Origin of the sequence: Citricoccus zhacaiensis (assembly GCF_014645315.1) — a bacterium.
GTDB lineage: Bacteria > Actinomycetota > Actinomycetes > Actinomycetales > Micrococcaceae > Citricoccus > Citricoccus zhacaiensis.
On sequence record NZ_BMLQ01000005.1, the window covers coordinates 23757 to 48166 of the forward strand.

At 70.2% G+C, this 24410-nt stretch carries 21 protein-coding genes; 13 read left to right on the top strand and 8 right to left on the bottom strand.

Translation table 11 applies throughout. The features are described 5' to 3' along the window. Positions 1-72 precede the first annotated feature (72 nt). A complete protein-coding gene (locus IEX49_RS09245; protein ID WP_188805895.1) occupies positions 73-438 on the bottom strand; it encodes a hypothetical protein in 366 nt (121 codons plus the stop codon). Between the two features lie 84 nt (positions 439-522). On the opposite strand from IEX49_RS09245, the gene purD reads away from it, so the two are divergent. Then, a complete protein-coding gene (gene purD, locus IEX49_RS09250; RefSeq protein WP_188805896.1) occupies positions 523-1812 on the top strand; it encodes a phosphoribosylamine--glycine ligase in 1290 nt (429 codons plus the stop codon). Continuing rightward, positions 1812-2732: a phosphoribosylaminoimidazolesuccinocarboxamide synthase gene (locus IEX49_RS09255; RefSeq protein WP_188805897.1), complete on the top strand. Its 921-nt coding sequence runs from the start codon at positions 1812-1814 to the stop codon at positions 2730-2732. The genes purD and IEX49_RS09255 overlap by 1 nt, the downstream gene beginning before the upstream one ends. A 22-nt stretch (positions 2733-2754) precedes the next feature. Here IEX49_RS09255 and IEX49_RS09260 read toward each other — a convergent pair whose 3' ends face one another. The 5 genes from IEX49_RS09260 to IEX49_RS09280 form a co-directional block, all read right to left on the bottom strand. Further along, positions 2755-3129 (bottom strand): nuclear transport factor 2 family protein, encoded by a 375-nt coding sequence (locus tag IEX49_RS09260; protein ID WP_188805898.1) that lies wholly within the window; start codon positions 3127-3129, stop codon positions 2755-2757. A gap of 34 nt (positions 3130-3163) precedes the next feature. After that, positions 3164-5071 carry an ABC transporter ATP-binding protein gene (locus IEX49_RS09265; RefSeq protein WP_188805899.1) on the bottom strand — a complete coding sequence of 636 codons (1908 nt, stop codon included), beginning with the start codon at positions 5069-5071 and terminating at the stop codon, positions 3164-3166. Next, positions 5068-6993: an ABC transporter ATP-binding protein gene (locus tag IEX49_RS09270; RefSeq protein ID WP_188806128.1), complete on the bottom strand. Its 1926-nt coding sequence runs from the start codon at positions 6991-6993 to the stop codon at positions 5068-5070. Before IEX49_RS09270 ends, IEX49_RS09265 begins: the two co-directional genes overlap by 4 nt. 224 nt (positions 6994-7217) lie before the next feature. Then, complete coding sequence (locus tag IEX49_RS09275; RefSeq protein ID WP_188805900.1) at positions 7218-8189, bottom strand: metallophosphoesterase; 972 nt, start codon at positions 8187-8189, stop codon at positions 7218-7220. 7 nt (positions 8190-8196) lie between these two features. Then, positions 8197-10404: a transglycosylase domain-containing protein gene (locus tag IEX49_RS09280; RefSeq protein WP_188805901.1), complete on the bottom strand. Its 2208-nt coding sequence runs from the start codon at positions 10402-10404 to the stop codon at positions 8197-8199. A gap of 77 nt (positions 10405-10481) precedes the next feature. Here IEX49_RS09280 and sp36 point away from each other — a divergent pair, with 77 nt between their 5' ends. From sp36 to IEX49_RS09295, 3 genes are all read left to right on the top strand, one after another. After that, on the top strand, positions 10482-10634 hold the full coding sequence (gene sp36 / locus IEX49_RS09285; RefSeq protein WP_188805902.1) for a Sp36 family protein: 153 nt from the start codon (positions 10482-10484) through the stop codon (positions 10632-10634). Then, positions 10631-11131: a RidA family protein gene (locus IEX49_RS09290; RefSeq protein ID WP_188805903.1), complete on the top strand. Its 501-nt coding sequence runs from the start codon at positions 10631-10633 to the stop codon at positions 11129-11131. Before sp36 ends, IEX49_RS09290 begins: the two co-directional genes overlap by 4 nt. A gap of 191 nt (positions 11132-11322) precedes the next feature. Next, entirely contained in the window at positions 11323-12297 is a 975-nt protein-coding gene (locus tag IEX49_RS09295) for an NUDIX hydrolase (protein ID WP_188805904.1), read from the top strand. Positions 12298-12460: 163 nt separating this feature from the next. On the opposite strand, the gene IEX49_RS09300 is transcribed toward IEX49_RS09295, so the two are convergent. After that, a complete protein-coding gene (locus IEX49_RS09300) occupies positions 12461-13138 on the bottom strand; it encodes a Crp/Fnr family transcriptional regulator (RefSeq protein ID WP_115933361.1) in 678 nt (225 codons plus the stop codon). A 149-nt stretch (positions 13139-13287) separates the two neighbouring features. On the opposite strand from IEX49_RS09300, the gene IEX49_RS09305 reads away from it, so the two are divergent. The 3 genes from IEX49_RS09305 to IEX49_RS09315 all read left to right on the top strand — a co-directional run bounded on the left by IEX49_RS09305 (position 13288) and on the right by IEX49_RS09315 (position 16470). Then, positions 13288-14481 carry a MarP family serine protease gene (locus IEX49_RS09305; protein ID WP_188805905.1) on the top strand — a complete coding sequence of 398 codons (1194 nt, stop codon included), beginning with the start codon at positions 13288-13290 and terminating at the stop codon, positions 14479-14481. 185 nt (positions 14482-14666) lie between these two features. Continuing rightward, entirely contained in the window at positions 14667-16334 is a 1668-nt protein-coding gene (locus tag IEX49_RS09310; protein ID WP_188805906.1) for a sodium-dependent transporter, read from the top strand. Between the two features lies 1 nt (position 16335). Beyond that, entirely contained in the window at positions 16336-16470 is a 135-nt protein-coding gene (locus IEX49_RS09315) for a methionine/alanine import family NSS transporter small subunit (protein ID WP_188805907.1), read from the top strand. A gap of 96 nt (positions 16471-16566) precedes the next feature. Here the strand turns inward: IEX49_RS09315 and IEX49_RS09320 are convergent, their stop codons facing one another. Then, a complete protein-coding gene (locus IEX49_RS09320; RefSeq protein ID WP_229672533.1) occupies positions 16567-18573 on the bottom strand; it encodes an acetate--CoA ligase in 2007 nt (668 codons plus the stop codon). A 313-nt stretch (positions 18574-18886) separates the two neighbouring features. Between IEX49_RS09320 and IEX49_RS09325 the strand changes: the two genes are divergently transcribed. The 5 genes from IEX49_RS09325 (at position 18887) to IEX49_RS09345 (ending at position 24162) form a co-directional block, all read left to right on the top strand. Beyond that, complete coding sequence (locus IEX49_RS09325; RefSeq protein ID WP_188805909.1) at positions 18887-19984, top strand: hypothetical protein; 1098 nt, start codon at positions 18887-18889, stop codon at positions 19982-19984. Next, complete coding sequence (gene nth / locus IEX49_RS09330; protein ID WP_188805910.1) at positions 19981-20799, top strand: endonuclease III; 819 nt, start codon at positions 19981-19983, stop codon at positions 20797-20799. Before IEX49_RS09325 ends, nth begins: the two co-directional genes overlap by 4 nt. Then, a complete protein-coding gene (locus IEX49_RS09335; protein WP_188805911.1) occupies positions 20796-21596 on the top strand; it encodes an NUDIX hydrolase in 801 nt (266 codons plus the stop codon). The genes nth and IEX49_RS09335 overlap by 4 nt, the downstream gene beginning before the upstream one ends. A gap of 98 nt (positions 21597-21694) precedes the next feature. Further along, positions 21695-22867 (top strand): hypothetical protein, encoded by a 1173-nt coding sequence (locus IEX49_RS09340; protein ID WP_188805912.1) that lies wholly within the window; start codon positions 21695-21697, stop codon positions 22865-22867. Continuing rightward, positions 22864-24162: a TadA family conjugal transfer-associated ATPase gene (locus tag IEX49_RS09345; protein WP_188805913.1), complete on the top strand. Its 1299-nt coding sequence runs from the start codon at positions 22864-22866 to the stop codon at positions 24160-24162. Before IEX49_RS09340 ends, IEX49_RS09345 begins: the two co-directional genes overlap by 4 nt. Positions 24163-24410 lie beyond the last annotated feature (248 nt).

A 24410-nucleotide genomic window follows, 5' to 3' on the forward strand; every position in this document is an offset into this window, starting at 1 on the left:
ATGAGGAACGCATGAGCCAACGCTGAGAACCCTGGCGGGAAACTGGACGGAAACTGGCGGAGAAAGGGCGGATCAGAGGACCGGCGGGCGCCGCCTCAGCGGCCGCCGGCGGGCGGCCCAGACGGTCACGGACACGGCTGCGGCCAGGGAGACGATGAGGGAGACCACGGCAGCGCCCAGGTCACCGCGTTCGAAGCCGAGCATCCGGGTCCCGAACCACATGATCACGGCGCAAGTCAGCCAGACGATCACGAAGGTGTAGACGGTGCGCAAGAGGTTTCCGGAGCCACCGGAGCCGGTGAGACGGGGCGCGCGGCCGTACGGGTGGCCGTACTGCTGCTGCCCGTACTCCTGGCCGGACGGGTCCTGTCCCTCGTGGCGGCCACGGTGCTCGGGAAGGTGCCGGCCGTCGTCGGGCCCGGGGTGGTTGGACGTCATGGAGCCCATCGTACGGACCGGTACGGCCGGGCCGGGCGCACACACGCGCGCCGGGACGGCCCGGACGGTCTAGGCTTGGGCACCGTGAAGATCCTCGTCCTCGGCTCCGGCGGCCGCGAACACGCCATCATCCGCGCCCTGCAGCTGGACCCTGAAGTCCAGGAGGTCCATGCGGCCCCGGGCAACGCGGGCATCGCCCTCGACGTCCCGGTGCATGCCGTGGATGCCACTGACGTCACCGGGGTCACCGTCCTGGCCGGTGAGCTCAACGCGGACCTGGTGGTGGTGGGACCCGAGGCCCCGCTGGCGGCCGGCGTCTCCGACGCCCTGCGGCAGGCCGGGTTCACCGTCTTCGGCCCCTCCAAGGCCGCTGCCGAGCTGGAGGCCTCCAAGTCCTTCGCGAAGGACGTCATGGCCCAGGCCGGCGTCCCCACCGCCGCCGCCCACACCTGCTCCACGGTCGCGGAGGCCGAGACCGCCCTGGATGCGTTCGGCGCCCCCTACGTGGTCAAGGACGACGGGCTGGCCGCCGGCAAGGGCGTGGTGGTCACCTCGGACCGGGCCGAGGCCCTCGAGCACGCCCGGTCCTGCTTCGACGTCAACGGCACCGTGGTCATCGAGGAGTTCCTGGACGGCCCCGAGGTCTCCCTCTTCGTCATCTCGGACGGCACCAACGCGGTCCCCCTGGTCCCGGCGCAGGACTTCAAGCGCATCGGCAACGGCGACGCCGGCCCGAACACCGGCGGCATGGGCGCCTACACCCCGCTCGACTGGTTGCCAGACGGCTTCGTGGACGAGGTCATGGAGGCCGTGGCCCGCCCCGTCATCGCCACCATGGCGGACCGCGGCACCCCCTTCGCCGGCGTGCTGTACTGCGGCCTGGCCCTGACGAGCCGCGGCCTGCGCGTCATCGAGTTCAACGTGCGCTTCGGCGACCCGGAGACGCAGGCCGTGCTGGCCCGGCTGCGGACCCCCTTCGGCCGCTTCCTGATGGACGCCGCCACGGGCTGCCTGGCCGGGCTGCAGGAGCTGGACTGGTCGGACGAGTACGCCGTGGACGTGGTGGTGGCCGCCGCCGGCTACCCGGAATCCCCCCTCAAGGGCGGGACGCTGGCTGGCGTCGCCGAGGCGGACGCGCTGGAGGACGTCTCGGTCCTGCACGCGGGCACCGCCCAGGCGGACGACGGCGGACTGGTCGCCTCCGGCGGCCGGGTGCTGGCCGTCGTCGGGCTCGGGGAAGACTTGGCCGCAGCGCGGGCCCGCGCCTACGCGGGGGTGGACCTGATCTCCCTGGAGGGATCGCAGCACCGCACCGACATCGGGCTCAAGGCCGAGCGCGGCGAGATCACGCTCCCGGAAGGAGAGGCACGCTGATGGCCGGATTCTCGCAAGGGTTCGACGCCCGGGCCGTGGAGCTGCCGGGCTGGCGGCACGTCTACTCGGGCAAGGTCCGGGACCTCTATGAGCCGGTCGATGCGGCGCCGGGGGAGTCGGGCCAGTCTGCGAACCTGCTGGTGGTCGCCTCGGACCGGATCAGCGCCTACGACTTCGTGCTGGAGACCGAGATCCCGGACAAGGGCGCGGTGCTGACCCAGCTGTCCCTGTGGTGGTTCGAGCAGCTGCAGGTGCCGCACCACGTGGTGTCCCTGGATGTGCCGGAGGCCGTGGCGGGACGGGCGATGGTGGTGCAGCGGCTGGATATGTACGAGGTCGAGTGCATCGCTCGCGGCTACCTGACCGGATCTGGGCTGGCCGAGTACCGGGAGTCCGGCACGGTCACCGGGATCGAGCTGCCGGAGGGTCTGGTGGACGGCTCGAAGCTGGATGAGGCCATCTTTACCCCGTCCGCCAAGGCCGAGGTGGGCGAGCACGACGAGAACATCACGTTCGAGCAGATGGCCCGGTTGATCGGGGACACCCCCGCCCAACGACTGCGCGAGCTGACCCTGGACGTGTACCGCCGGGCCGAGTCGATCGCCCGGGAACGCGGGATCATCCTGGCGGACACCAAGGTGGAGTTCGGACTGGATGCCACCGGCCGGATCGTGCTGGGGGACGAGGTCCTGACCCCGGACTCCTCCCGGTTCTGGGATGCCGCCCAGTATGAGCCGGGCCGCGCCCAGCCCTCCTTCGACAAGCAGTTCGTCCGCGACTGGCTGACCGGCCCGGACTCCGGCTGGGACCGGCACTCGGGCGAGGCTCCGCCGGCCCTGCCGGCCGACGTCGTCGCCAAGACCCGCGCCCGCTACATCGAGGCCTACGAGACCCTGACGGGCCAGACCTTCACGCCCTAGCCACCCCAGGGCGCGATGGGGTCTAGTGGGTGATGGTCGTCTGCTGGTAGAGCGTCATCCGGATGCGGCCATCGAGTAGCCGGTAGTGGCTGGACATCAGGGCCGTGAAGGGATCCGGGTCGCCGGTACGGGAAGCCGTGGCCGTGTACACGAGGGCCGCGGCGTCTGTTCCCGTGGGGACCAGCCGGGCATCATCCAGGTGGTACTCGGACCACGGTGGAGCCTGGTCCAGAGTTGATGCCACGGTGTCCCGGTCCAGGACCATGCCGTTGACGAGCACCATGACGGCGTCGTCGGTCATCAACTCCCCGTAGAAGGTGCCGCCCCGGGCGGAACACAGTGCATCCCACCCCCGGTGTTCCAGGGTCAGCAGGTCGTTGAGCGTCAACGTGGTCATGCCTTCAGGCTAGTGGCCCGGCAGCAGGGTGTCCTCAGCCGACCAGGGAGTCCTTCCACGCCGCATGGAGTTCCGCGAAGCGGCCACCGGCCTCGATCAGCTCGGCGGGGGAGCCGTCCTCGACGACCCGCCCGTCATGCACCACGAGCACGCGGTCGGCGATCTCCACGGTGGACAGCCGGTGCGCGATGATCAGCGCGGTGCGGTCACCCAGCAACCGGGTCAGCCCCTGCTGAACGAGCCGCTCGCTGGGCAGGTCCAGGGAGGAGGTGGCCTCATCCAGGATGAGCACGGCCGGGTCGGCGAGGAAGGCCCGGGCGAAGGAGACGAGCTGGCGCTGGCCGGCGGAGAGCCGTCCGCCGCGCTTGGTCACGTCGGTCTCGTAGCCTTCGGGCAGGGACAGGATGAACTCGTGGGCCCCCACGGCCTTCGCCGCGGCCTGGATCTCGGCATCCGAGGCATCCGGCCGGCCCAGGGCGATGTTCTCGGCCACGGAGCCGGAGAACAGGAACGCCTCCTGCGTCACCATGACCACGTTGCGCCGCAGATCGCTCGCGGAGAGCTGGTCCAGCTCCACCCCGTCCAGGGTCAGGGACCCGGAGGAGAGGTCGTAGAAGCGGGCGATCAGTTTCACCAGCGTGGACTTGCCGGCCCCGGTCTGGCCGACCACGGCCACCGTCTGGCCCGCGGGAATCGTCAGGTCGAAGCGCGGCAGGATCACCTGGCCGTCCCCATAGCCGAACTCGGCATCCGTGAACTCGATCCGTCCGGCGGCCTCCGGCAGGGGTACCGGCTGCTCGGCCTCCCGCACGGTGGGCGCCTCCTCCAGCAGCCCGGACACCTTCTCCAGCGCTGCCGTGGCGGACTGGAAGGAGGAGTAGAACATGGCGACCTGCTCCATCGGCTGGAACACGCGCTTGCCGGCCAGCAGCAGCGCCACGAGCACGCCCACGGCCAGGGTGCCGTCCAGCACCCGGAACCCGCCGAAGAGCAGCATGGCCACCACGGTCAGGTTCCCGGTGATCACCAGCGTCGGCTGCAGGATGCCGAAGAGGTTCAGGGACTTCACCATGTCATCGCGGTACTTGCCGGCCAGCGTCTCGTACGTCCGGTCATTGGCGCGTTCCTTGCGAAAGGCCTGCACGGCGCGGATGCCGGTCATGGTCTCCACGAAGTTCACGATCATCCGGGCGGAGGACACCCGCGACTCCCGGTAGACCGCCTCGGAACGTACCTGGTACCAGCGCACCGCGATCGCCACCGGGATGAACGCCACCAGCAGGATCAGCGCCGAACGCCAGTCGAGGACGACGATCGAGATGCCCGTGAACAGCATGAACATCAGGCCGGACACGAGGGAGGACACGCCCTGGTCCAGCAGTTCGCGCAGCGAGTCCAGGTCCGAGGTCTGCCGGGAGATCACCCGCCCGGAGGTGTACTTCTCGTGGAACTCGAGGCTGAGCCGTTGCGTGTGCCGGAACACCCACACGCGCAGGTCCAGCAGCATCGCCTGGCTCACCCGGGCGGTCAGCCACGTGTAGGTGCCCAGCAGCAGCCCCGCGGTCAGCGCGGCTCCCACATAGGTGCCCCCGACGGCGGCCACCACGGGCGCCGCGGAGCCCCCGGCCTCCAGCGTGGAGACGACCTGCGGCAGCCCCCAGTCGATGCCCCACGCGATGATCAGCGGGAACGACGCGCGAGCGGCGTTCGAGATCACCACGAGCACGGCCGTCAGGATGAGCTTCCACTTCACCGGCCGGGCCAGGTCCTTGAGCAGGGTCCAGGATCGTGCCCTGACGTACTTCCGTTCCTGGACGCTGAGGTCCAGGCGCTCCTCGCCCTGGGTGCCCAGCAACGTCGGATCGGGCCGCTGGTCCTCACCGGGGGCGGAGGAGTTGACCGCCTGACGGCCGCGGCGCTGAGTCCGGTCCGCGCGGCTCATGGTCGGTCTCCTTCACTGCCACTGCCGGACGCATCGTCCACGGCCACCACCGGCGTCATCCCGGTGATCACCCCGGAATCCATGACGGACTCAATGGACTTGTCCTCCTCGAAGCTGGAGATGATGAAGCGGTATCCCGCTGACCGGCCCAGCAGCTCGGCGTGCGTGCCGACGTCCTGGATCGCCCCGTCATGGAGCACCGCCACGCGGTCTGCGAGGGCCACGGTGGAGGGCCGGTGGGCCACGATCAGGGTGGTGGTCCCGGCCAGGACGGCGCGCAACCGCTGTGTGACCACCTCCTCGGTGCGGACGTCCAGCGCGGACAGCGGGTCGTCCAGGACGAGGATCTCCGGTTGAGCGGCGATGGCGCGGGCCAGGGCGATGCGCTGGCGCTGCCCGCCGGACAGGCTCAGCCCCTCCTCGCCGATCTGGGTGTCCACGCCCTCGGGCATGGCGTAGGCGAACTGGGCCTGGGCGGTGTCCAGGGCCAGATCCAGCAGGTCCTCGGCGGCCTGCGGATCGGCAGCGTTCGGGCCGGCGATCTCCGCTGGGGCTCCCAGCAGCACGTTGTTGCGGATCGAGTCGGAGAACAGGGTCGCGTCCTCGAAGGCGATGGACACCGTGCGCCGCAGGTCCTGCAGCGCGTAGTCCCTGACGTCCACCCCGTCCACCAGCACACGCCCGGAGGTGGCGTCGTAGAGCCGCGGGACCATCTGGACGAGGGTCGACTTGCCGGACCCGGTCAGCCCGACCAGGGCCATCGTTTCGCCGGGCTCGAGGCGCAGGGTCACGTCCCGCAGGATCGGTTCCGCATCCGCGGTGGCATCCGGATAGCGGAAGCCGACCCCCTCGAAGGCGAGGCTCGAACCAGATCCAGATCCAGATCCAGCACCGGAGTCGGGACCGGCACCAACGGCCGGACCCGCGATGGGGTCGGCAATATCAACTGCGGTGTCCATGACCTCGACGTGGCGGTCGATGGCGGTCTTCGCGGACAGGGACATGCCCATCAGCTGACCGACGGATTCAACCGGGCCGGCGAGCACCGCCGTCGTGGCGAAGAAGCCGGCGAGGGCGCCCACGGTGAGCTCCCCGGAGGCGACGAGGTAGACGCCGGCGGCCAGCGAGATGCCGATGACGGTCTCCGGCAGGGCGACGATCAGGGCGATGAACTGGGAGAGCACCGTGGCCTTGCGGACCTCCGTGCCGCGCAAGGTGTCCGCCTGGCCGCGGAACCCCTCCAGGGCCTCTCCGCCCCGGCCGAAGGCCTTGAGCACGCGGATGCCGTGGACGGACTCCTCCACGGTGGTGGCGAGGTCACCGGCCTGGTCCTGGGAGAGGCGGGACGCGCTCCGGAAGTCGTTGCGGAAGTAGAAGGAGCGCCACATGATCGGCACGGCGCCGGCCAGGTAGATCAGCCCGAGGATCCAGGAGGAGTTGAACAGCAGGATGATGCCGACCACGATCGTGACGATCGAGACCACGAACATCACCGTGCCGAAGGCGATCCAGCGGCGCAGCAGGGACAGGTCCCCGACCGAGCGGGAGAGTAGCTGCCCGGAGGGCCAGGAGTCGTGGAAGGAGACCGGCAACCGCTGCAGGCGGGTGAACAGGGCGACGCGGGCTCGGTTCTCCACCCCGGCGGCGGGCGGCAGGATGAAGAAGCGGCGGCCGAAGATCAGCAGTCCCTCGGCGATGCCCAGCCCGGCCATGAGCCAGACGGCACCCCACACGTCCGCCGGGGATCCGCCGGGATGCAGTACGGAGTTCACCAGCTGCTGGATGACCTGCGGGATGGACAGGGCGACCAGCCCGGCCAGCATGGCCGAGACGAGCCCGGCGACCCAGCGCCAACGGATGCCGTCCAGGTAGGGGGAGAGGCGGCGGATGGCCTCGAGGATGGACCCCTCCCGGTTGCCCAGGCCAGGGTCATTCAGGCGACCAACCCGGCCGCGTCCATCCGTGTGACCCCGGCCCGGCGTGCCACGCGGTGAATCGGTGCGGGCAGGCGTGGACAAGGCAACCCCTCCAGACAAGGACACGTGACCGGCATCAAGGGACGCGGCGATCCACCATCCTACGGTCGCGGCGGACGTTCTGAAAGATCCCTTTGAAGGCTCGGGACGTCCGGGACCGCCGGAGCGGGTCAGGCGGGGGAGACCACGTCCAGCACGACGGCCTCCGGGCGGCACGCGAAGCGGACGGGGGCCTTGGGCGAGGTGCCGATGCCGGCGGACACTTCGAGCGGTACGGTCCGCCCGCCGGAGGACCACTCGGTCAGGCCGGAGGCCTGCCAGGTCGGCAGGTCGCAATTGGTGACGAGCGCGCCGAACCCGGGCACGCAGATCTGGCCCCCGTGGGTGTGGCCGGCCAGGATCACGTCAGCGCCGCCGTCGGTCATGGCATCCAGCACCCGTCGGTAGGGCGCGTGGGTGACGCCGATCCGCAGGGAGCGGGCCGGTCCGGCGCCAGCCCCGGGAAAGCCGGGCCACGCGTCCAGGCCGAGGTGCGGGTCGTCCGTGCCGGCGAAGTCCAGGCGGATCCTGTGGAGTACCCGGGAGAAGCGCTGGTTGGACAGGTTGAGCCAGCCCCGGGCCTCGAAGGCGTCGAACAGGTCCTCCCACGGCAGCTCGGTCCGGTTCGGGTCCTGCCGGGACGGCCCGGCCAGATAGCGCAGGGGGTTGGCCGGCTTCGGCGCGTAGTAGTCATTGGAGCCCGGGACGAAGACCCCGGGCACGTCCAGCAGTGGATCCAGGGCCCGGAGCAACGGGGCCACGGACGCGGCCGCGCCGATGTTGTCCCCGGTGTTGACCACCAGGTCCGGCTTCAGGTCAGCCAGGCCGGAGAGCCAATCGAGTTTGTCCTGCTGGGACGGAATGAGGTGGATGTCCGAAAGGTGCAGGATCCGGAACGGGCGCGCGCCCGGCGGCAGGATGCGCAGCTGCTCGGTGCGCACCGCGAAGTTGCGGGCCTCCACGAGCGCACCCCAGGCCACCATGCCGGCACCGGTCGCCGCTACGGTGCCGGTCGCCACCGCGGCCGCCTTCGCGGCGGAGACCCACTGTGCCCGACGCCGGCCGGTCGCCCGGCGCGCTGCCCTCACCGGTGCTTTTCCCATGAGCGCCTCAGTCCTCGGTCGAGACGACGGCGTCCGGATCGTAGTACGGCTGGGGGCCGGGACGTCCGTCCACCCGGATGGTCTCTCCGCCCTCGCGGGAGCCCATGGTCCGGGGATCGGAGGCCGGGCCGTCATAGGCCGTGAACTCGTCCGTGGGGTAGGCCTCGGCCACCGTCCCCATGTAGTCGGCCCACATGGGTCCGGCGATGATGGAGCCCCACACGTCGTCATAGGTGACGCCGCCGATGGTCTCTCCTTCCAGGGTGTCCAGGTCGCGGAAGTTGCCCACCCAGGAGGCGGTGGTCAGGCCGGTGGTGGTGCCGATGAACCAGGTGGAGGACGAGGAGTTGTTCGTTCCGGTCTTGCCCGCGATCGGGAAGGTGATGTCCTGGGCGATGCGCTCCGAGGCGATGGCCTTGAGCGTGTTGTTCAGCTCCGCGACGTGCTGGGTGTCGGCGACCTTCTCGCAGTCCACCGGAGGCACTTGATAGGAGTTGCCGCGGGTGTCCGTGACCTCGGAGATGACGCGGGGCTCACAGTAGTTGCCGTCGTCCGCGAAGGTCGCGTAGGCGGCGGCCATCATCAGGGGCGAGACCTCTTCCGAGCCCAGGACGAAGGACGGGTTCAGCGGGTTGATGGCCTCGCCGGTACCGGCGTTCTGGATGCCGACGCGGCCCATCAGGTCCGTGATGCCGCAGAGGTCCTGGGCGTAGGCGGCGGCCACCGTGGCCGTGTTGATGGACCAATACAGCCCGTAGTCGGCGCGCATTGGCTTGTTCATGTTCGCGATGGCGTTGCGGACGGTCCAGGCCGGGCGATCCAGCAGCAGGGGAATGGTCCCGGACTGGCCACAGGAGCCCTGGAACTGGGTCCGGTTCGGGTAGGTGTTGGTCCGGGCGTCGAGCGTGTCCGTCATCGAGTGTCCGGACTCAATCCAGGACAGGAAGGTGAAGGGCTTCATCGTGGAGCCGGCCTGGAAACCTGCACCGCCGCCCATGGGACGGTCCACGCTGAAGTTGATGGTGGTGTTCTGATCGCCCTCGGCGGCTGGATCGTAGGTGGTGTTCTGGGCCATGGCCCGGACGTTGCCTGTGCCCGGCTCCACCGTGACGAGGGAGGCGCCCACGGCGTCGTTCTCGCCGAACTCGGTGTACGGGGCGTTCTCCCGCGCGGCACGTTCGGCCTCCTGCTGGAGGTTGGAGTCCAGGGTGGTGGTGATCTGCAGGCCGCCGCGGTCCAGCAGGCGCTGGCGCGACTCGGCGTCCGGGCCGAAGGCCTCGGACGTCAGGATGGTGCGCTGGACGTAGTCGCAGAAGTAGTTGCCGTAGTCGGCGGACATGCAGCCGGAGGCCAGCGGGGTGACGTCCAGGCCGAGATCGGAGGCCACGGCCTCGTCATACTCCTCCTGGGTGATGACCTCGTTGCCGAGCATCGCCCCGAGCACGGTGTTACGGCGCTCGGTGGCGCCCTCCGGGTTGTTGACCGGGTTGTAGCCGTTGGGGGACTGCACCATGCCGGCGAGCATGGCGGACTCGGGCACGGTCAGTTCCGCGGCGGTCTTGTTGAAGAAGTAGCGTGCGGCGGCCTCAACGCCGTACACGCGGCCGGAGAAGAGCACGATGTTGAGGTAGCCCTCGAGGATCTCATCCTTGGACATCTCCTTCTCCACGGCCACGGCCAGCTTCATCTCGCGCAGCTTGTCCGCCACGGTCTTGGTGCCGGAGATCGTGGTGCGCTCGTTGTTCAGGTACTGCGCGTTGACCAGCACGTTGTTCACGTACTGCTGTGTGATGGTGGAGGCGCCCTGGGTCGAGTCAGAGGTGGCGTTGTTGATCAGGGCACGGGTCAGGCCGCGGGCATCCACGCCGCCGTGCTCGTAGAAGCGCTCATCCTCGATCGAGATGATGGCGTCCTGCATGTTCTGGGAGATCTGGTCCAACTCGACCGGGACGCGGTTCTCGGCATAGAAGGTGGCCAGCACGTTGCCGTCCTTGTCCAGGACGCGGGAGGGCACCGAGAGCGGCTCCTCCTTCAGCTCGGCGGGCAACTGGTCCAGCATCTCCCCGCCGGCGGTGGCCGTGGCCCCGCCCACGGCGGCCATCGGCAGCATCAGGCCGGCCGCAAGCACGCCGCACAGCGCACTGACACCGAGGAAGGCGACGATTTTGCCCAGCGTGGTGGCAGTGTCGAAGAAGGGGGACTTGCGATTGGCCATGGTCATGATTCTACCGGCCGGATCTCCCTCCGTGACGGACCTGAGGGAACGGGCATCCCTGCGGCTAGGGTGGGTCCATGACAACCTGGGAATACCTCATCACGCCGCTGCCCCTCCACACGCCCAAGCAGGTGCTGGACATGCATGGTTCCGAGGGGTGGGAATTGGTCTCCATCGTCACCGGTCCCGAAGGCGGGTCCGTGGCCTACCTGAAGCGTCCGAAGCAGTGAACGGGCCGGCTTCCTCCGGCTCCGGCGGCTCGACTTCCGGGACCATTGAGGCGCGGCTGGCCGAGCTCGGCCTGACCCTGCCCCCGGTGGTAGCCCCCGTGGCCGCCTATGTCCCGGCCGTCATCGAGGGGAACCTGGTGCACACGTCCGGCCAGTTGCCGTTCCAGGGCGGCCAGCTGCCGGCCACCGGCAAGGTCGGTGCCGAGGTTGACCTGGAGGAGGCGGCCGAGCTCGCCTCTCTCTGTGCGGTCAACGCCCTTGCGGCCGTGAAGTCCGTCATCGGCGACCTCGACCGCATCGAACAGGTCGTCAAGGTCGTCGGCTTCGTCTCCTCCGATCCGTCCTTCACCGCCCAGCCCCAGGTCGTCAACGGCGCCTCGGAACTGCTGGGCCGTGTCTTCGGCGACGCAGGCGTCCATGCCCGCTCCGCCGTCGGGGTGGCTGTGCTGCCGCTGGACTCGCCGGTCGAGGTCGAGATGACCGTCCGGTTCCGCTGACCGCGCCGGCCCCGCGCCGCACCATGGCCTCGTCACCCGCGTCACCCTCCGAGCCCCGGCCGCAGCCGGCCGGATCGTCGGCGTCCCGTCCCCTGACCCCGCCGCCGGCCCGGTTCCCTTCTGTACAGACTTCTGGACCGGGCTCTGCACGGACGTCTCCGCGGACCGGGCTGGCCGTCGGCCACGGCCCGGTGCGCCGCCCCGAGCGTGCCCTGGTGTCCCGGCTCTTCGAGCTGCCGGAGGATCAGCATGCGGCGGCTCGCAGCTGGTGGGTGCACGGGGAGCGGCGGCCGCGGGCCGCGCGTCGTGCCTCCTCCGTGGCTGTGGTCCGGGACGGGCTGAACGGGGTGGAGACCCTGCTGCGGTACCGGCCCGGACTGACTCCCCTGGGCTCGGTGGCGTTCCCGGGAGGCTCCCTCGACGCCGCTGACGAGGACGACTGCCCGTGGTTCGGCCCGACTCCGGCCCAGTGGTCCCGGCTGCTCCGGGTGGACGACCACCGCGTGGCCCGCCGGCACCTGGCCGGGGCGATCCGCGAGCTGTTCGAGGAGACCGGGATCCTGTTGGCCGGGCCGGACGCACACGCCGTGGTCGCCAACCCCGGTGGCGGAGAGTGGATGCAGTCCCGCGTGGCCCTCGACCGTCAGGAACTCTCCCTGCCAGACCTGGTGAACCGCCGCGGCTTCGGTCTGCGCACGGACCTGCTGCGCGCCGTCGGGCGGTGGCACAGCCCGTACTTCTCCCACCGCCGCTTCGACACCCAGTACTTCGCGGTGGCGGTCCCGCACGGCCAGGACACCTCCCTGATGGAGGGCAAGGGCGTCTGGTCGGCGTGGGTGCCGGCCCGGTGGGTGGTGGCCGGACGGGCCAGCACCGTGCTGGGCGATGCGATCGGCCAGGAGGAGACCGTTGGCCGGACCCTGGGACGCCTGACGGTGCCGGCGGTGGAACTGCTGCTTGAGCGGATGGCCGAGGCGGGATCCACGGTGGAGTTCCTCATGGATCTCACCATCCGCGGCGGCGTGCCCGAGTTCACGCCGGAGCTGCACGGCAGCCCGGAGGAATCGGTGGCGCCAGGGATGCCGGAGGTGCCGGGAGAAGACGCCGACGGCGGCGGGTTCAGCCTGTCCGTCGACCTGCCCGGCGGCCGGTGGGCCCGCGCCTGAACGCTGCTGGAGGGTTGCTGAAACGCTGCTGGAGTGCCGCTGCTGCTGGAGTGGCGCTGGGGCACTCTGTGCGGCAGAAACGACTCGAGGGGCCGCGATGGCGGCCCCTCGAGGTCAGTGGTTCAGCAGTGTTTCAGCCGGAGTTCGGTTCCGGTCGGAATGACTAGCGCGAGCGCTGGCGCAGGCGCTGGAGGTCCAGCACCACGACCGCACGGTTCTCCAGGCGGATCCAACCGCGCTGGACGAACTCGGCCAGGGCCTTGTTGACCGTCTCGCGGGAGGCGCCGACCAGCTGGGCCAGCTCTTCCTGGGTGAGATCGTGGGCCACGAGCAGGCCGTCGTTGGCCGGGCGGCCGAAACGGTCCGCCAGGTCCAGCAGGGCTTTGGCCACACGGCCGGGCACGTCCGAGAAGACCAGGTCGGCCAGGGACTCGTTGGTCTTGGACAGCCGCTGGGCGAGGGCTCGCAGCAGCTGCATGGAGACCTCAGGGGTGGACTGGATGACCTTCCGCAGGTTGTCATGGCGCAATCCGGCCAGGCGGGCGGCGGACACGGCCGTGGCCGTGGCGGTGCGCGGGGCGGGGTTGAACAGCGCCATCTCGCCGAAGACCTCACCCGGGCCGAGGATGGCCAGCAGGTTCTCCCGGCCGTCCGGGGCGGTGCGGCCCAGCTTGATCTTGCCGGACATGATGACATACAGCTGATCGCCCTGGTCACCCTCATGGAAGGCAGAGGCGCCGCGGGAGAGCTCTACCTCGGTCAGCTCGGAGGTCAGTGCAGAAAAGACCTCGTCATCCAAGTTGGTGAACAGCGGGGCCTTGCGCAGTACCTCGAGATCCATGTGTCCTTCGTCCTCACTGTCGACTGGCATGCCGGACATCTGCGACATGCGGGGAGTGTGTGTGATCCATTCTGCCCCATCTGCCGCAATGGTAACGGTAAAGTGGGAACCTACGCGTATACGGGGGCGGACGCAGGAAGAGAGACTCCTTGTTCTTGGGACTGACCGTGCTGGACTGGGTCCTGATCGTCGTCCTGTTCGTGTTCCTGATGGCCGGCTACCGCCGCGGGTTCCTGGTGACCCTCGGGACCATGGTCGGGTTGGTGGCCGGGGCCATCGCCGCGTTCTTCTCCATCCCGCTGGTCTCCGCGTGGATCACTGAACCCGGCTGGCGCATCCTCGCCATCGTGGCCGCGGCGCTGATCCTGGTGTTGCTGGGCCAGGGGATCGGCGCGGCCCTGGGGCGCGCCATCCGCCTCCGCATGGCCCTGCCGGCGCTGCGGACGGTGGACCGGCTGGGCGGTGCCGTGGCCAATACGGCCGTGGCCGCGGCGCTGATCTCCCTCGTGGCCTTCTCCTCGTCCTCCATGGGCCTGGCGCCGGTGACCTCGGCGATCTCCGAATCCCGGGTCATCACCACGATCAACGACGCGGCACCCGAATCGGCCAAGTCGCTGGTCGCCCGGGTGCGTGCCGCCGTCGCGGGGACCGACGTGGTGCCGGTGCTGCCCGAGCCCGTCACCACGGAGACCCCGGCAACCGCGGCATCCACCCCAGCACCGGGACGGGCGCTGCAGGAAGCGCGTGCCTCCGTGGTGCGCATCTCCGGAACCGCCCTGGTCTGCGGGCAGAACCAGACCGGATCAGGCTTCGCGGTGGCCCCCGACCGGGTGATCACCAACGCCCACGTGGTCTCCGGTCTGACCGAACCCTCGGTCGAGTCCGCGGACGGTGCCGTGTACGCCGGTCGGGTGGTGCACTTCGACGCGGCACGGGACGTGGCCGTCATCGCCGTGGAGGGGGCAGACCTGCCGGCGCTGGACGTGGGCGCCGAGCTGGCGGACCAGGAGGCCGGCTACATCATGGGTTATCCCTCGGGTGGGCCCTTCCAGATGGATCCGGCACTGGTCCAGGCGCGCGGTGAGGTGACCGTTAACAACGTCTACGGTGCCGAGCCCGGGCTGCTGGACATCTACCAGCTGGAGGCCGACGTCCAGCTGGGCAGCTCCGGTGGACCACTGCTGACCGCGGACGGTGACGTGGCCGGCATCGTCTTCGCCCGCGCCACTGGGGACATCGAGGTGGGCTACGCCATCACCGGCGAGGAGGCCGAACAGGCCCTGACGGAGGCCGAGGAGATGGTGGACACCGTGTCCACGGGCCAGTGCATCCAGGGGAACTGAGCCGAACTGTGCCCGGGAACCTCCGGCTGACTAGTGTCAACCGGGGTCCACATCGTGCATGAACGGCCTGACTGGTCTAACGTGGTCGCCATCACATTTTCGCACCGCACCGCCGGCCCGCAGCCGTATCACCCTCAGAACGGCACCGGACCGCGTGGGCTGGGTTACTGACCGGGAGGACCTCCGTGTCAACGCAGACCGCACTACCCCAAGGGGGCAAGGCCCGTCGCGAGCAGTTCGCGACCCGCTGGGCTTTCATCCTCGCCGCCGTCGGCTCCGCCGTGGGCCTGGGCAACATCTGGCGCTTCCCCTACGTCGCCTATGAGAACGGCGGCGGCGCCTTCATCGTGCCGTATCTGGTCGCATTGCTGACCGCCGGTATCCCGTTGCTGTTCTTCGACTACGCCATCGGCCACCGTTTCAAGGGTTCTCCGCCGATGGCCTTCCGCCGCCTCAGTAAGTGGACCGAGTCGATCGGCTGGTGGCAGGTGGGGATCTGCTTCGTCATCGGCGTCTACTACGCCGCCATCATCGCCTACGCGGCCATGTACACCTGGTTCTCCACCCACGAGGCCTGGGGCGATGACCCGGAGGCGTTCTTCTTCGGAGACTATCTGCAGGTGGCCGACACCTTCGCCCCGTCCTTCCAATTCGTGCCGGGCGTGTTCTGGCCGATGCTGGTGGTCTGGTTGATCCTGTTGGTGGTCCTGGGCGCCGGTGTCCGCAAGGGCATCGCCATGGCCTCGATGATCGGCATCCCGGTGCTGTTCGTCATGTTCATCGCCCTGGTGGTCGTGGCACTGTTCCTGCCGGGGGCTCCGGAGGGCCTGAACGCCCTGTTCACGCCGAACTGGTCGGTGCTGACGGATCCGCAGGTGTGGATCGCCGCCTACGGGCAGATCTTCTTCTCACTGTCCGTGGGCTTCGGCATCATGATCACCTACTCCTCCTACCTGAAGCGCCGGACCAACCTCACCGGCTCGGGCCTCATGGTGGGCTTCACCAACTCCAGCTTCGAGATCCTCTGCGGCATCGGCGTCTTCTCCGCCCTGGGCTTCATGGCGCAGGCCAATGGGGTCGAGGTCGCGGACGTGGTCGCCAACGGCATCGGGCTGGCGTTCGTGGCCTTCCCGACGATCATCTCCCAGGCGCCGGCCGGAGTGCTGATCGGCGTGCTGTTCTTCGCGTCCCTCGTGTTCGCCGGGTTCACCTCGTTGATCTCCATCCTCGAGGTGGTCGTCTCCGCCGTGAAGGACAAGATCGGTTGGAGCCGTTGGACCACGGTGATCGTGGTGGTCGGCCTATCCGGAGTCGTCTCGCTGCTGCTCTTCAGCACAACCACCGGCATCAACACGCTGGACGTCACGGATGCCTTCGCCAACAACTTCGGCATCGTGGGCGCCGCCCTCGTCGCCGTCGTGGTGGTCTCCTGGCTCCTGCGCCGGCTGGACAACATGGTCGGCCACCTCAACACGGTGTCCTCGTTCCGGGTGGGTCGCGTCTACAAGGTGCTGGTCGCCGTGATCCTGCCGATCGTGCTGGCCTACATGTGGATCTCGGACATCGTGCTCAAGGCGCAGGACGGCTACGGGGACATGCCCTCGTGGTTCGTCGGCACCTTCGGCTGGGGCATGTCCATCGCCCTGATCATCGTGGCCATTCTGCTGTCCCTGCTGCCGTGGTCGGACCGGTCCGCCCTCAACCGGGAGCTCAACGACAATCTGCGTCCCGACTCCGAGTCCGGGGACGAACCGCTGGTGGGCTCGGCTCCGGGCGTCCGGTCGACTCCCGCGAGCCACGGCCGCCATACCGACACCCCCTCACATCCCGAGAACCCGGAGAAGGGAGCCTGACGTGGACCCGATTGCCATCGTCTTCATGCTCATCGCCATCGTCGTGGTGTGGGGCGGCATGGCCGCCTCACTCGTCCACCTGATGAAGAACCCGGACCACCTCTCCGGCGACGAGGGTGCGACCGACGCTTCCTGAGACACCGCACCGAAACAGAAAGTGACCCTGCCCCGTCCGAACGGACGGGGCAGGGTCACTTTCTGCCCTGGAGGGGGCTCAGCTCGGCGCCGACGGCTATTTTCGCAGCGACTCCGCGATCTGCTGCATGATCGTGGGATCGGACAGGGTGGACGCATCGCCCGGATCGCGGCCCTCGGCCACGTCCTTGAGCAGGCGGCGCATGATCTTGCCGGAGCGGGTCTTGGGCAGCTCCGGCACCACCAGGATGTGCTTGGGCTTCGCGATGGCCCCGATCTCGGAGGCCACGTGGGCCCGCAGGTCGGCCTCGGTCTGGACCGGATCGACCGCACCGTCCGCCTGGGATTCCTCGGTGAGGATCACGAACGCCACCACGGCCTGGCCGGTGGTGGCATCGGTGGCGCCGACCACGGCGGACTCCGCCACGATCGGGTGGGACACCAGGGCGGACTCGATCTCCGAGGTGGAGAGGCGGTGCCCGGAGATGTTCATGACGTCATCCACGCGCCCGGTGACCCAGACGTCCCCGTCCTCGTCCCGGCGGGCGCCGTCCCCGGCGAAGTACATCCCCTCGAACCGGGACCAGTAGGTCTCCTTGAAGCGCTCGGGGTCGCCCCAGATGCCGCGCAGCATGGCAGGCCACGGATCCCGGATGACCAGGAACCCGGCGCCGGCGCCCTCGAAGGACCGGCCGGCCTCGTCCACCACGTCCACGGTGATCCCCGGGACGGGAGTCTGGGCCGAGCCGGGCTTGGTGGCCGTGACACCGGGCAGGGGCGAGATCATGTGGGCGCCGGTCTCGGTCTGCCACCAGGTGTCCACGATCGGGGCGGGGTGCTCCTTGCGGGCACCCGGGGTGACGGAGCCGTCGTCGTCCTTCGTCCCGGCACCGGCGTTGCCGCCGATGACGTCCCGGTACCACATCCAGGCCTCGGGGTTGATGGCCTCGCCGACGGATCCGAGCACGCGGATCGAGGACAGGTCGAAGGCGTCCGGCACCTGCCGGCCCCACTTCATGCAGGTGCGGATCGCGGTGGGGGCGGTGTACATGATGGTGATGCCGTACTTGGCCACGATCTCCCACCAGCGGCCGTTGTGCGGGAAGTCCGGGGTGCCCTCGTAGATCACCTGGGTGGCGCCGTTGATGAGGGGCGCGTAGGTGACGTAGGAGTGCCCGGTGACCCAGCCGACGTCGGCGGTGCACCAGTACACGTCCGTCTCGGGATGGAGATCAAACGTGTCCCGGTGGGTGACGGCGGTCTGCACCAGGTAACCGCCCGTGGTGTGCAGGATGCCCTTCGGCTTCCCCGTGGTGCCGGAGGTGTAGAGGATGTACAGCGGGTGCTCGGAGTCATGCCAGACCAGCTCGTGCTCGTCCGACTGCTCGCCCAGCACGTCGTGCCACCACAGGTCCCGATCTGCCGTCCACTCCACGTCCTGCTCGTTGCGCCGGACCACGAGGACATGGGCCACGGAATGGCCGGGCTCGGCCAGGGCGGCATCCACTGCCGGCTTGAGCATGGAGGGCTTGCCACGGCGCCAGGAGCCGTCCGCGGTGACCACGAGCTTGGCCTCGGCATCGTCGATGCGCGAGCGCAGGGCATCGGCGGAGAAGCCGCCGAAGACCACGGAATGGACCGCGCCGATCCGGGCGCAGGCCAGCATGGTGATGACGGTCTCGGTGATCATCGGCATGTAGACGGCCACGCGGTCGCCCTTGGTGACCCCGAGGGATTCGAAGGCGTTGGCGGCCCGCCGGACCTCGGCGGCGAGCTCCGCGTAGGTCCAGGAACGCGAGTCGCCGGGTTCGCCCTCGAAGTGGATGGCCACGCGGTCGCCCAGTCCGGCCTCCACGTGGCGGTCCAGGGCGTTGTAGGCGGCGTTGGTGGTGCCGCCGACGAACCACTTCGCGAACGGGGCGTCCGACCAGTCCAGGACCTCGGTGAAGTCCTGGTCCCAGTCCAGTACCTCACGCGCCCGATCGGCCCAGTAGCCCAGCCGGTCCGCGGCAGCCTCCTCATAGCGGTCCGCCCCGGCCACGGCCTGCGCGGCGAAGTCCGCCGAGGGCGGGAAGCTGCGGTGCTCGTGGGAGAGGGTGTCCATGGTGCCGCCGCCGTCAGTGGATGCGGAGGCCGATTCGTTGGACGCTGTTGTGCTCATGCGTACTCCTTGGTGGCGCGGTCGACGAGGACCACCGCGATGACGGCCGGGGTGTAACCGGTGTCACAGGTGGCTTCGTCTTTAGCCTAACGCCACGGCCACCGGTGTGAAGCCGCGCACGTCAAACTGGGGGGACAGGGCCGGGCGTGACTGGTTGAATGGTGCAGAGATCATCCATAGGGGAACCGGCGAGCACCGTCCGGTCTGGATCAATCGCTGGGGAGTCGCCCGTTACGGGTGGCACAGGAGGAACCACATGACCATCGCACCGGATTCATCCGCTACCGCACAGGCCGGTGGTCCCGGCTCGGGGCTGAGGCTGTCCAGCTGGGACGTCGGCTTCCTCGCCTCGGTCCTCGTGGTCCTCGCCGGGTCCATAGTCCCCCTGGCCACCTCGCGGTGGGGCCTGAACCTGTGGGGCAGCACCAACCTCTTCTTCCTCGGCATCGGGGTCCTGATGCCCCTCGTGGCGGCCGGCTTCATCCTGGCCCGCGCAGCCTCCGCGGGGAAGCCCACCGGCGACGCCGGCCCCCGCCTCGGCTCGCTCGGCACCGAACAGTTCGCGCACGTCACGGCCTGGCTGGCGCTGTCCTACTTCTTCATCACGTTCGTCACCACCCTGGACGCCGTCCTGCTGATCGGTCTGGCCGGTGCCTTCGGCCTGGTGGTCACCTCCCCGATGCGCTCCCTCATGGCCCCGCTCTTCGCCGCGTCCACCGGGTCCAGTGACCCCGCCGGACCACATCGTCCCACCGGGCCCAGTGGCCCCGCCGGACCGGGCGCGGGAGCGGCCTGGGACCCGAACGCGGAGTACGGTCAGGCCCCGGCCTACGGCCAGGCGGCCTCGCAGGAGGCCCACGAGGAATACCGGTCCTCGCCGGACCCTGCTGAACCCCATGCTCCCGGCTCGGACGATGCCCAGCAGTCTGCGGCCGAGATCGAGGATGAGCTCGGGATGACCCGCGTGCGCCCGCGCTCCACGGACGAGGCGGCGGCCTCGGCGACCGACGCGTTCGGAGCACCGGCGGCTGCTGAGCCGTCAGAGCCGTCAGAACCGGTCCAGCCGGCTGCGTCGTCACCGGTGCCGGAGGTCCAGCACACGGAACCGATCGATCCGCTGGAACCTGGGCCGTCGGCACCTCGGGGCACGGAACCGGCCGAGTACGAGGCGTTCTGGTTCGCCGTGGGAACGCGCCGCACGGCCGTGAACCCCGAGGACGGCAGCCCGGCTTTCGCACTCGAGCCCGGCGGCTGGATCCTGGCCCTCGAGGACCGTGGCCACGAGTTCCTCGTGCAGAACACGGACGGCCGCACCGGCGTGCTGGAGGACCTCACGGACATCGAGCGCGCGTGACGGGCAGGAACTCCGCCCCGGCCGGCGCCCCCAGCGCCGGGGAAAGCACGCTCGCCCTGAAGCGCCGTGCCCGGAAGATCAACCGGGTGCTGGCCGAGGCTTACCCCTATGCGGTCGCCGAGCTCGATTTCACCAACGCCTTCGAGCTGCTCGTGGCCACCGTGCTCTCGGCCCAGACCACGGATGTGCGGGTCAATGCGACCACTCCCGGGCTGTTCGCGCGTTTCCCGGATGCCGAGGCCATGTCCCACGCGGATGAGCGCGAGCTGCAGGAGATCGTGCGGCCCCTGGGCTTCTACCGGAACAAGGCCACCGCCATCCAGGGGCTCTCCCGGGCCCTGGTCGACCGCCACGGCGGGGAAGTGCCCGGCACGGTGGATGAGTTGGTGAAACTGCCGGGGGTCGGCCGCAAGACGGCCTTCGTGGTCCTGGGCAATGCCTTCGGGGTACCCGGGCTCACCGTGGACACCCACTTCGGGCGCCTGGCGCGGCGGCTCGGGTTCACCGCGCAGCAGGACCCGGTCAAGGTCGAGTACGAGGTCGCCGAACTCTTCGAGCCGCGGGACTGGACCATGCTCTCCCACCGACTGGTGTTCCACGGCCGCCGCGTCTGCCACGCCAAGCGCCCCGCCTGTGGGGCCTGCCCCGTCGCCCGCTGGTGCCCCTCCTTCGGGATCGGGGAGACGAATCCGGACGCGGCGGCGTCGTTGCTGAAGTACGAGCTGGCTCCGGGCCGGGAAGAGCTGCTGGCCAAGATGCTCGCCGGCGCCACCCGTGCCCAGCTGCGGGCCGAGGGCTACGGCCTGGGGGCATGATGCAGATCGAGGGAGCGCTCGCGGACCTACGGTCCCTTGTGGAGCGCTACGGGACCCTGGACCCGGACTTGGCGGCAAGGCCACCGTCTGGCCCGGCCCCGTCACGGATTCCCGACGACGACCGGGGCTGGGACTTCGGCCTCACCGTGGTGCCCCCGGCTTCGGCCGAGGAGCCCTCGGACTCCGCCGTGCTGGTGCTGTTCGGGGCCCTGGACGGTCAGCCGGCGCACTTCCACGGCACCGCCGTGCCGGAGGACCTGGACCTGCTGCTCACCCAGCGGTCCTTCGCCCTGCGCCACCATCCCGGCCAGGTCGCCTTCCCGGGAGGCCGACGGGATCCCGAGGACGTGGACTTCAGTGATTGCGCCCTTCGGGAGGCCGAGGAGGAGACGGGCCTGGACCGGAACGGCGTGCGGGTCATCGGAACCCTGCCGCCGGCACCCCTCACGGTCTCGAACTTCCGGGTGCATCCGGTGCTGGGCTGGTGGGACCGGCCCTCCGACGTCTTTGTGGTGGACGAGGGCGAGGCAGCCCGGGTGTTCCGGGTCCCCGTGGCCGACCTGGTGGACCCCGCCAATCGCATCACCACGTCCCTGTCTCGCGGAGCGGCGGGCGCAACCCGGCGCTTCAGGAGCCCGGCCTTCCTGGTCTCCGGCACCCTCGTGTGGGGATTCACGGCCATCCTGATCGACCGGATCCTTGACCTGCTGGGATGGACCCAGGACTGGGACCGCGGCCGGATCGTGGACATCACCGATTGGGACGCGTCCATGCCGGTGCCCGGCACCGACCTGTAGGCCGCCGGTTCCTCCACAGGCAGCCGGACCCGGGCCGGTCCTCCACAGTTGCCGGCCGGTGTGGAGCATGCCCGGGGCCGGACGGACAGGCTGGGGGCATGGCCGTCCGAGCATCCTCACCCTTGACCATCCTGTTCGTCGCGCCACCGGATCGGGATGGCCCGGTCCCGCATGGCCTGGTGGGCAGCACCCCACTCCTGTCCGAACTGCTGTGTACCGAGGTGGCCGCCTGTGCCGCCGCGGTCGGACACCGGCTGCGCGTCGTTCCGCGCTCCGAGTGGTCGGCCGCGGTGCAGACCCACCGGGCTGCCCCGGAATCCCCGGCGCTCATCCTCTGGGGACTCGCCCCGGGGGAGGCGGCCGGCCCGGAACCGAGGCCGGACCGCGGACGGGATCAGCCGGAACCGCCGTTCCTGTCCGTCGTCCTGGACGGGTCGACCGCACCACCCGGTGCCCTCTGCCTGCCCTCCCGGTCTCAGCAGCTCTGCCGCATCCTGGCCCGGACCCGTCCGGCGGATTCCGAGTCATCCGCCCGGGGACGTGCGGCCGTGCTGGTGCACGATGGCCCGGGCGCCGACGGTGACGAGCACTGGCCCGGGCTGTCCTGGGCCCTGACGCTGTTGCTGGGCGGCCCCGGACGAGGTCTGCTCGTGGATGCCCAGGGTCCCCAGGGGAGTCTGAGTGCGCGGCTCCGCGCTCTGGCGCCTCCCGGGGATCGATGCGTGAGCTGGGACGGGATGCAGGATCTGCCGGTCCCCGGGCCCGCCCTGGCCTCACATCTGCCCGGGGCCGGCGGCGTGCGGTGGTGGGGGTGGGCCTCATCGACGTCCGCGGGTGACGCCTGGACGGGCGAGGACTGGGTGCAGGTGGCCGTGGAGACGTTCCCCTGGACGGTGGTCGACGTCGGCAAGGACCAGGACCGGGCGCGCGACTGGGCGGAACGGGGGATGGCCCTGCTGGTGTGCACCGATCGCGGGCCGGCAGCCGGCCGGCAGCTTCCGGCGGACGTGCTGCTGCAGGTCACGCCACGCCAGCCGACACGGCACGCCTCACGGCACCGGGACGCCCGCCGAGAACCAGCCCCGACGAGGGAATCTGCCGGCTCTGTGCGGGTCGACGCCCAGGATTGGGACGGTACGTCGCTGGCCTCCTGGGATCGGTCGAGTCGGCGGGCCTCCGCCCGGAGGTTGGCGGCGGAGATCGAACTGCGGCTGGACGGAGCCGGGACCCTGGAGCCCGGCTGGCCCGTGGCCGGAAGGGCCCTGCGATGAGCCGCGGATGGTCGCCGGAACCACCATCTGGAGCGGGCCGGCGCCTCGCCACAGGAGCCTCGGCGGGACGGCAGCGGGCCCGCAGGTGGCTCGCCGGTCGCCTGGCAGACCCCGCCCGTCACCAGGACCGTGGTGCTCCGCCGCGGCCCGAGTCAGTGCCGCCGGAGCTGGCGGCCGAAGCCGTTCGGCGGCATCTGTCGGTGACCACCCCGCAGGAGGCGTCCGCCCAGATGACGGCGCTGACGGACGATCTCATCGGCCTGGGCCCACTGGCGGCTCCGGCCCGCGGCGCTGGCGTCACGGACGTCCTGGTGGACGGGTCCGGAACCATCTGGACAGACGGTCTGGACGGCCTCCGGGACACGGGCCGGTGCCTGCCGGCGGACGATGCCCGCCGCCTGGCCGTCCGGCTGCTGGCCCAGGGCGGACGGCGGCTCGACGAGGGCCAGCCGTTCGGTGACGCACAGGTCACCGGTGCCCGGGTGCACGCCATCCTGCCGCCGCTGGCCTCGGGCGGAACCCAGATCAGCGTCCGGTTGGCCGCGCCGGAGCCACCTCATCTGGAGGACCTGGCCCGGCGCTGGCCCCACGGGACGCAGTGGCTGGCCGCACTGCGGCAACTGCTGCACACCCGCGCCAACCTGCTCATCAGCGGGGCCACCGGTTCCGGGAAGACCACCCTGCTCTCCGCGGTGCTCTCAGAGGTCCCCGCGGACGAACGGATCATCACCGTGGAGGACACCCGCGAGCTGCGCCCGCGCCACGGCCATGTGGTCTCCCTGCAGGCCCGCTCCGGCAACTCCGAGGGCGCCGGTACCGTCGAGTTGTCCGAACTCGTCCGGCAGGCGCTGCGGATGCGGCCCGACCGGCTCGTCGTGGGAGAGTGCCGCGGGGCGGAGGTCGCGGACTTCCTCGCGGCCATGAACACCGGCCACCGGGGCGCCGCCGGCACACTGCACGCCAACTCGGCCTCAGACGTCCCGGCCAGGCTGCAGGCGATGGGCGCACTGGCCGGCCTCGGGTCAGAAGCCCTCGCGCTGCAGGCCTCCAGTGCGGTGGACGCGGTCCTCCACCTGGAACGGACCGATGCCGGACGGCACCCCGTGGAGCTGTCCGTCGTGGACCGGGACACCAACCGGACCGGCACCCTGCGCGTCATCCCGGCGCTCTCCCTGGTCGGAACCGCCCTGACCGCGGGACCTGGCCAGGGGGTGCTGGACGGTCTGTCCGCAGCCGACGTGCACCGGGACACCGGGTCGCGGCGGAGTAGGGGCCGGCATGCGATCGGGGCCTGAACGACGAGGCAGGCGACGGTGGCGGTCGCGGTGGCTGCGGTGGCTCCCGGGGCAGGCTCGGCGCCGGAGTGAGCGCGAGACCGAGGAATTCGTCGCCCTGCTCCGCCGGGCGTCCGCCCTGTTGCAGGCAGGCCGTCGTCCGGAGCGTGTCTGGGTGGAGCTCTCGGGGCTCTACGAACCGTGCCCGGGCGGACCAGACGGGTTACGCGGGCCACGGGGGCCAGCCAGTCGGGCGGGATGCTGCCTGC

What these genes read in the sequence shown, in the direction of transcription:
- IEX49_RS09335 (WP_188805911.1), top strand. Translation starts at nt 20,796, where the DNA reads ATGATGCAGATCGAGGGAGCGCTCGCGGACCTACGGTCCCTTGTGGAG.
- IEX49_RS09325 (WP_188805909.1), top strand. Translation starts at nt 18,887, where the DNA reads ATGACCATCGCACCGGATTCATCCGCTACCGCACAGGCCGGTGGTCCC.
- IEX49_RS09320 (WP_229672533.1), bottom strand. Translation starts at nt 18,573, where the DNA reads ATGGACACCCTCTCCCACGAGCACCGCAGCTTCCCGCCCTCGGCGGAC.
- IEX49_RS09300 (WP_115933361.1), bottom strand. Translation starts at nt 13,138, where the DNA reads ATGGATCTCGAGGTACTGCGCAAGGCCCCGCTGTTCACCAACTTGGAT.
- IEX49_RS09340 (WP_188805912.1), top strand. Translation starts at nt 21,695, where the DNA reads ATGGCCGTCCGAGCATCCTCACCCTTGACCATCCTGTTCGTCGCGCCA.
- IEX49_RS09280 (WP_188805901.1), bottom strand. Translation starts at nt 10,404, where the DNA reads ATGGCCAATCGCAAGTCCCCCTTCTTCGACACTGCCACCACGCTGGGC.
- IEX49_RS09245 (WP_188805895.1), bottom strand. Translation starts at nt 438, where the DNA reads ATGACGTCCAACCACCCCGGGCCCGACGACGGCCGGCACCTTCCCGAG.
- sp36 (WP_188805902.1), top strand. Translation starts at nt 10,482, where the DNA reads ATGACAACCTGGGAATACCTCATCACGCCGCTGCCCCTCCACACGCCC.
- IEX49_RS09255 (WP_188805897.1), top strand. Translation starts at nt 1,812, where the DNA reads ATGGCCGGATTCTCGCAAGGGTTCGACGCCCGGGCCGTGGAGCTGCCG.
- IEX49_RS09260 (WP_188805898.1), bottom strand. Translation starts at nt 3,129, where the DNA reads ATGACCACGTTGACGCTCAACGACCTGCTGACCCTGGAACACCGGGGG.
- IEX49_RS09275 (WP_188805900.1), bottom strand. Translation starts at nt 8,189, where the DNA reads ATGGGAAAAGCACCGGTGAGGGCAGCGCGCCGGGCGACCGGCCGGCGT.
- IEX49_RS09345 (WP_188805913.1), top strand. Translation starts at nt 22,864, where the DNA reads ATGAGCCGCGGATGGTCGCCGGAACCACCATCTGGAGCGGGCCGGCGC.
- IEX49_RS09265 (WP_188805899.1), bottom strand. Translation starts at nt 5,071, where the DNA reads ATGAGCCGCGCGGACCGGACTCAGCGCCGCGGCCGTCAGGCGGTCAAC.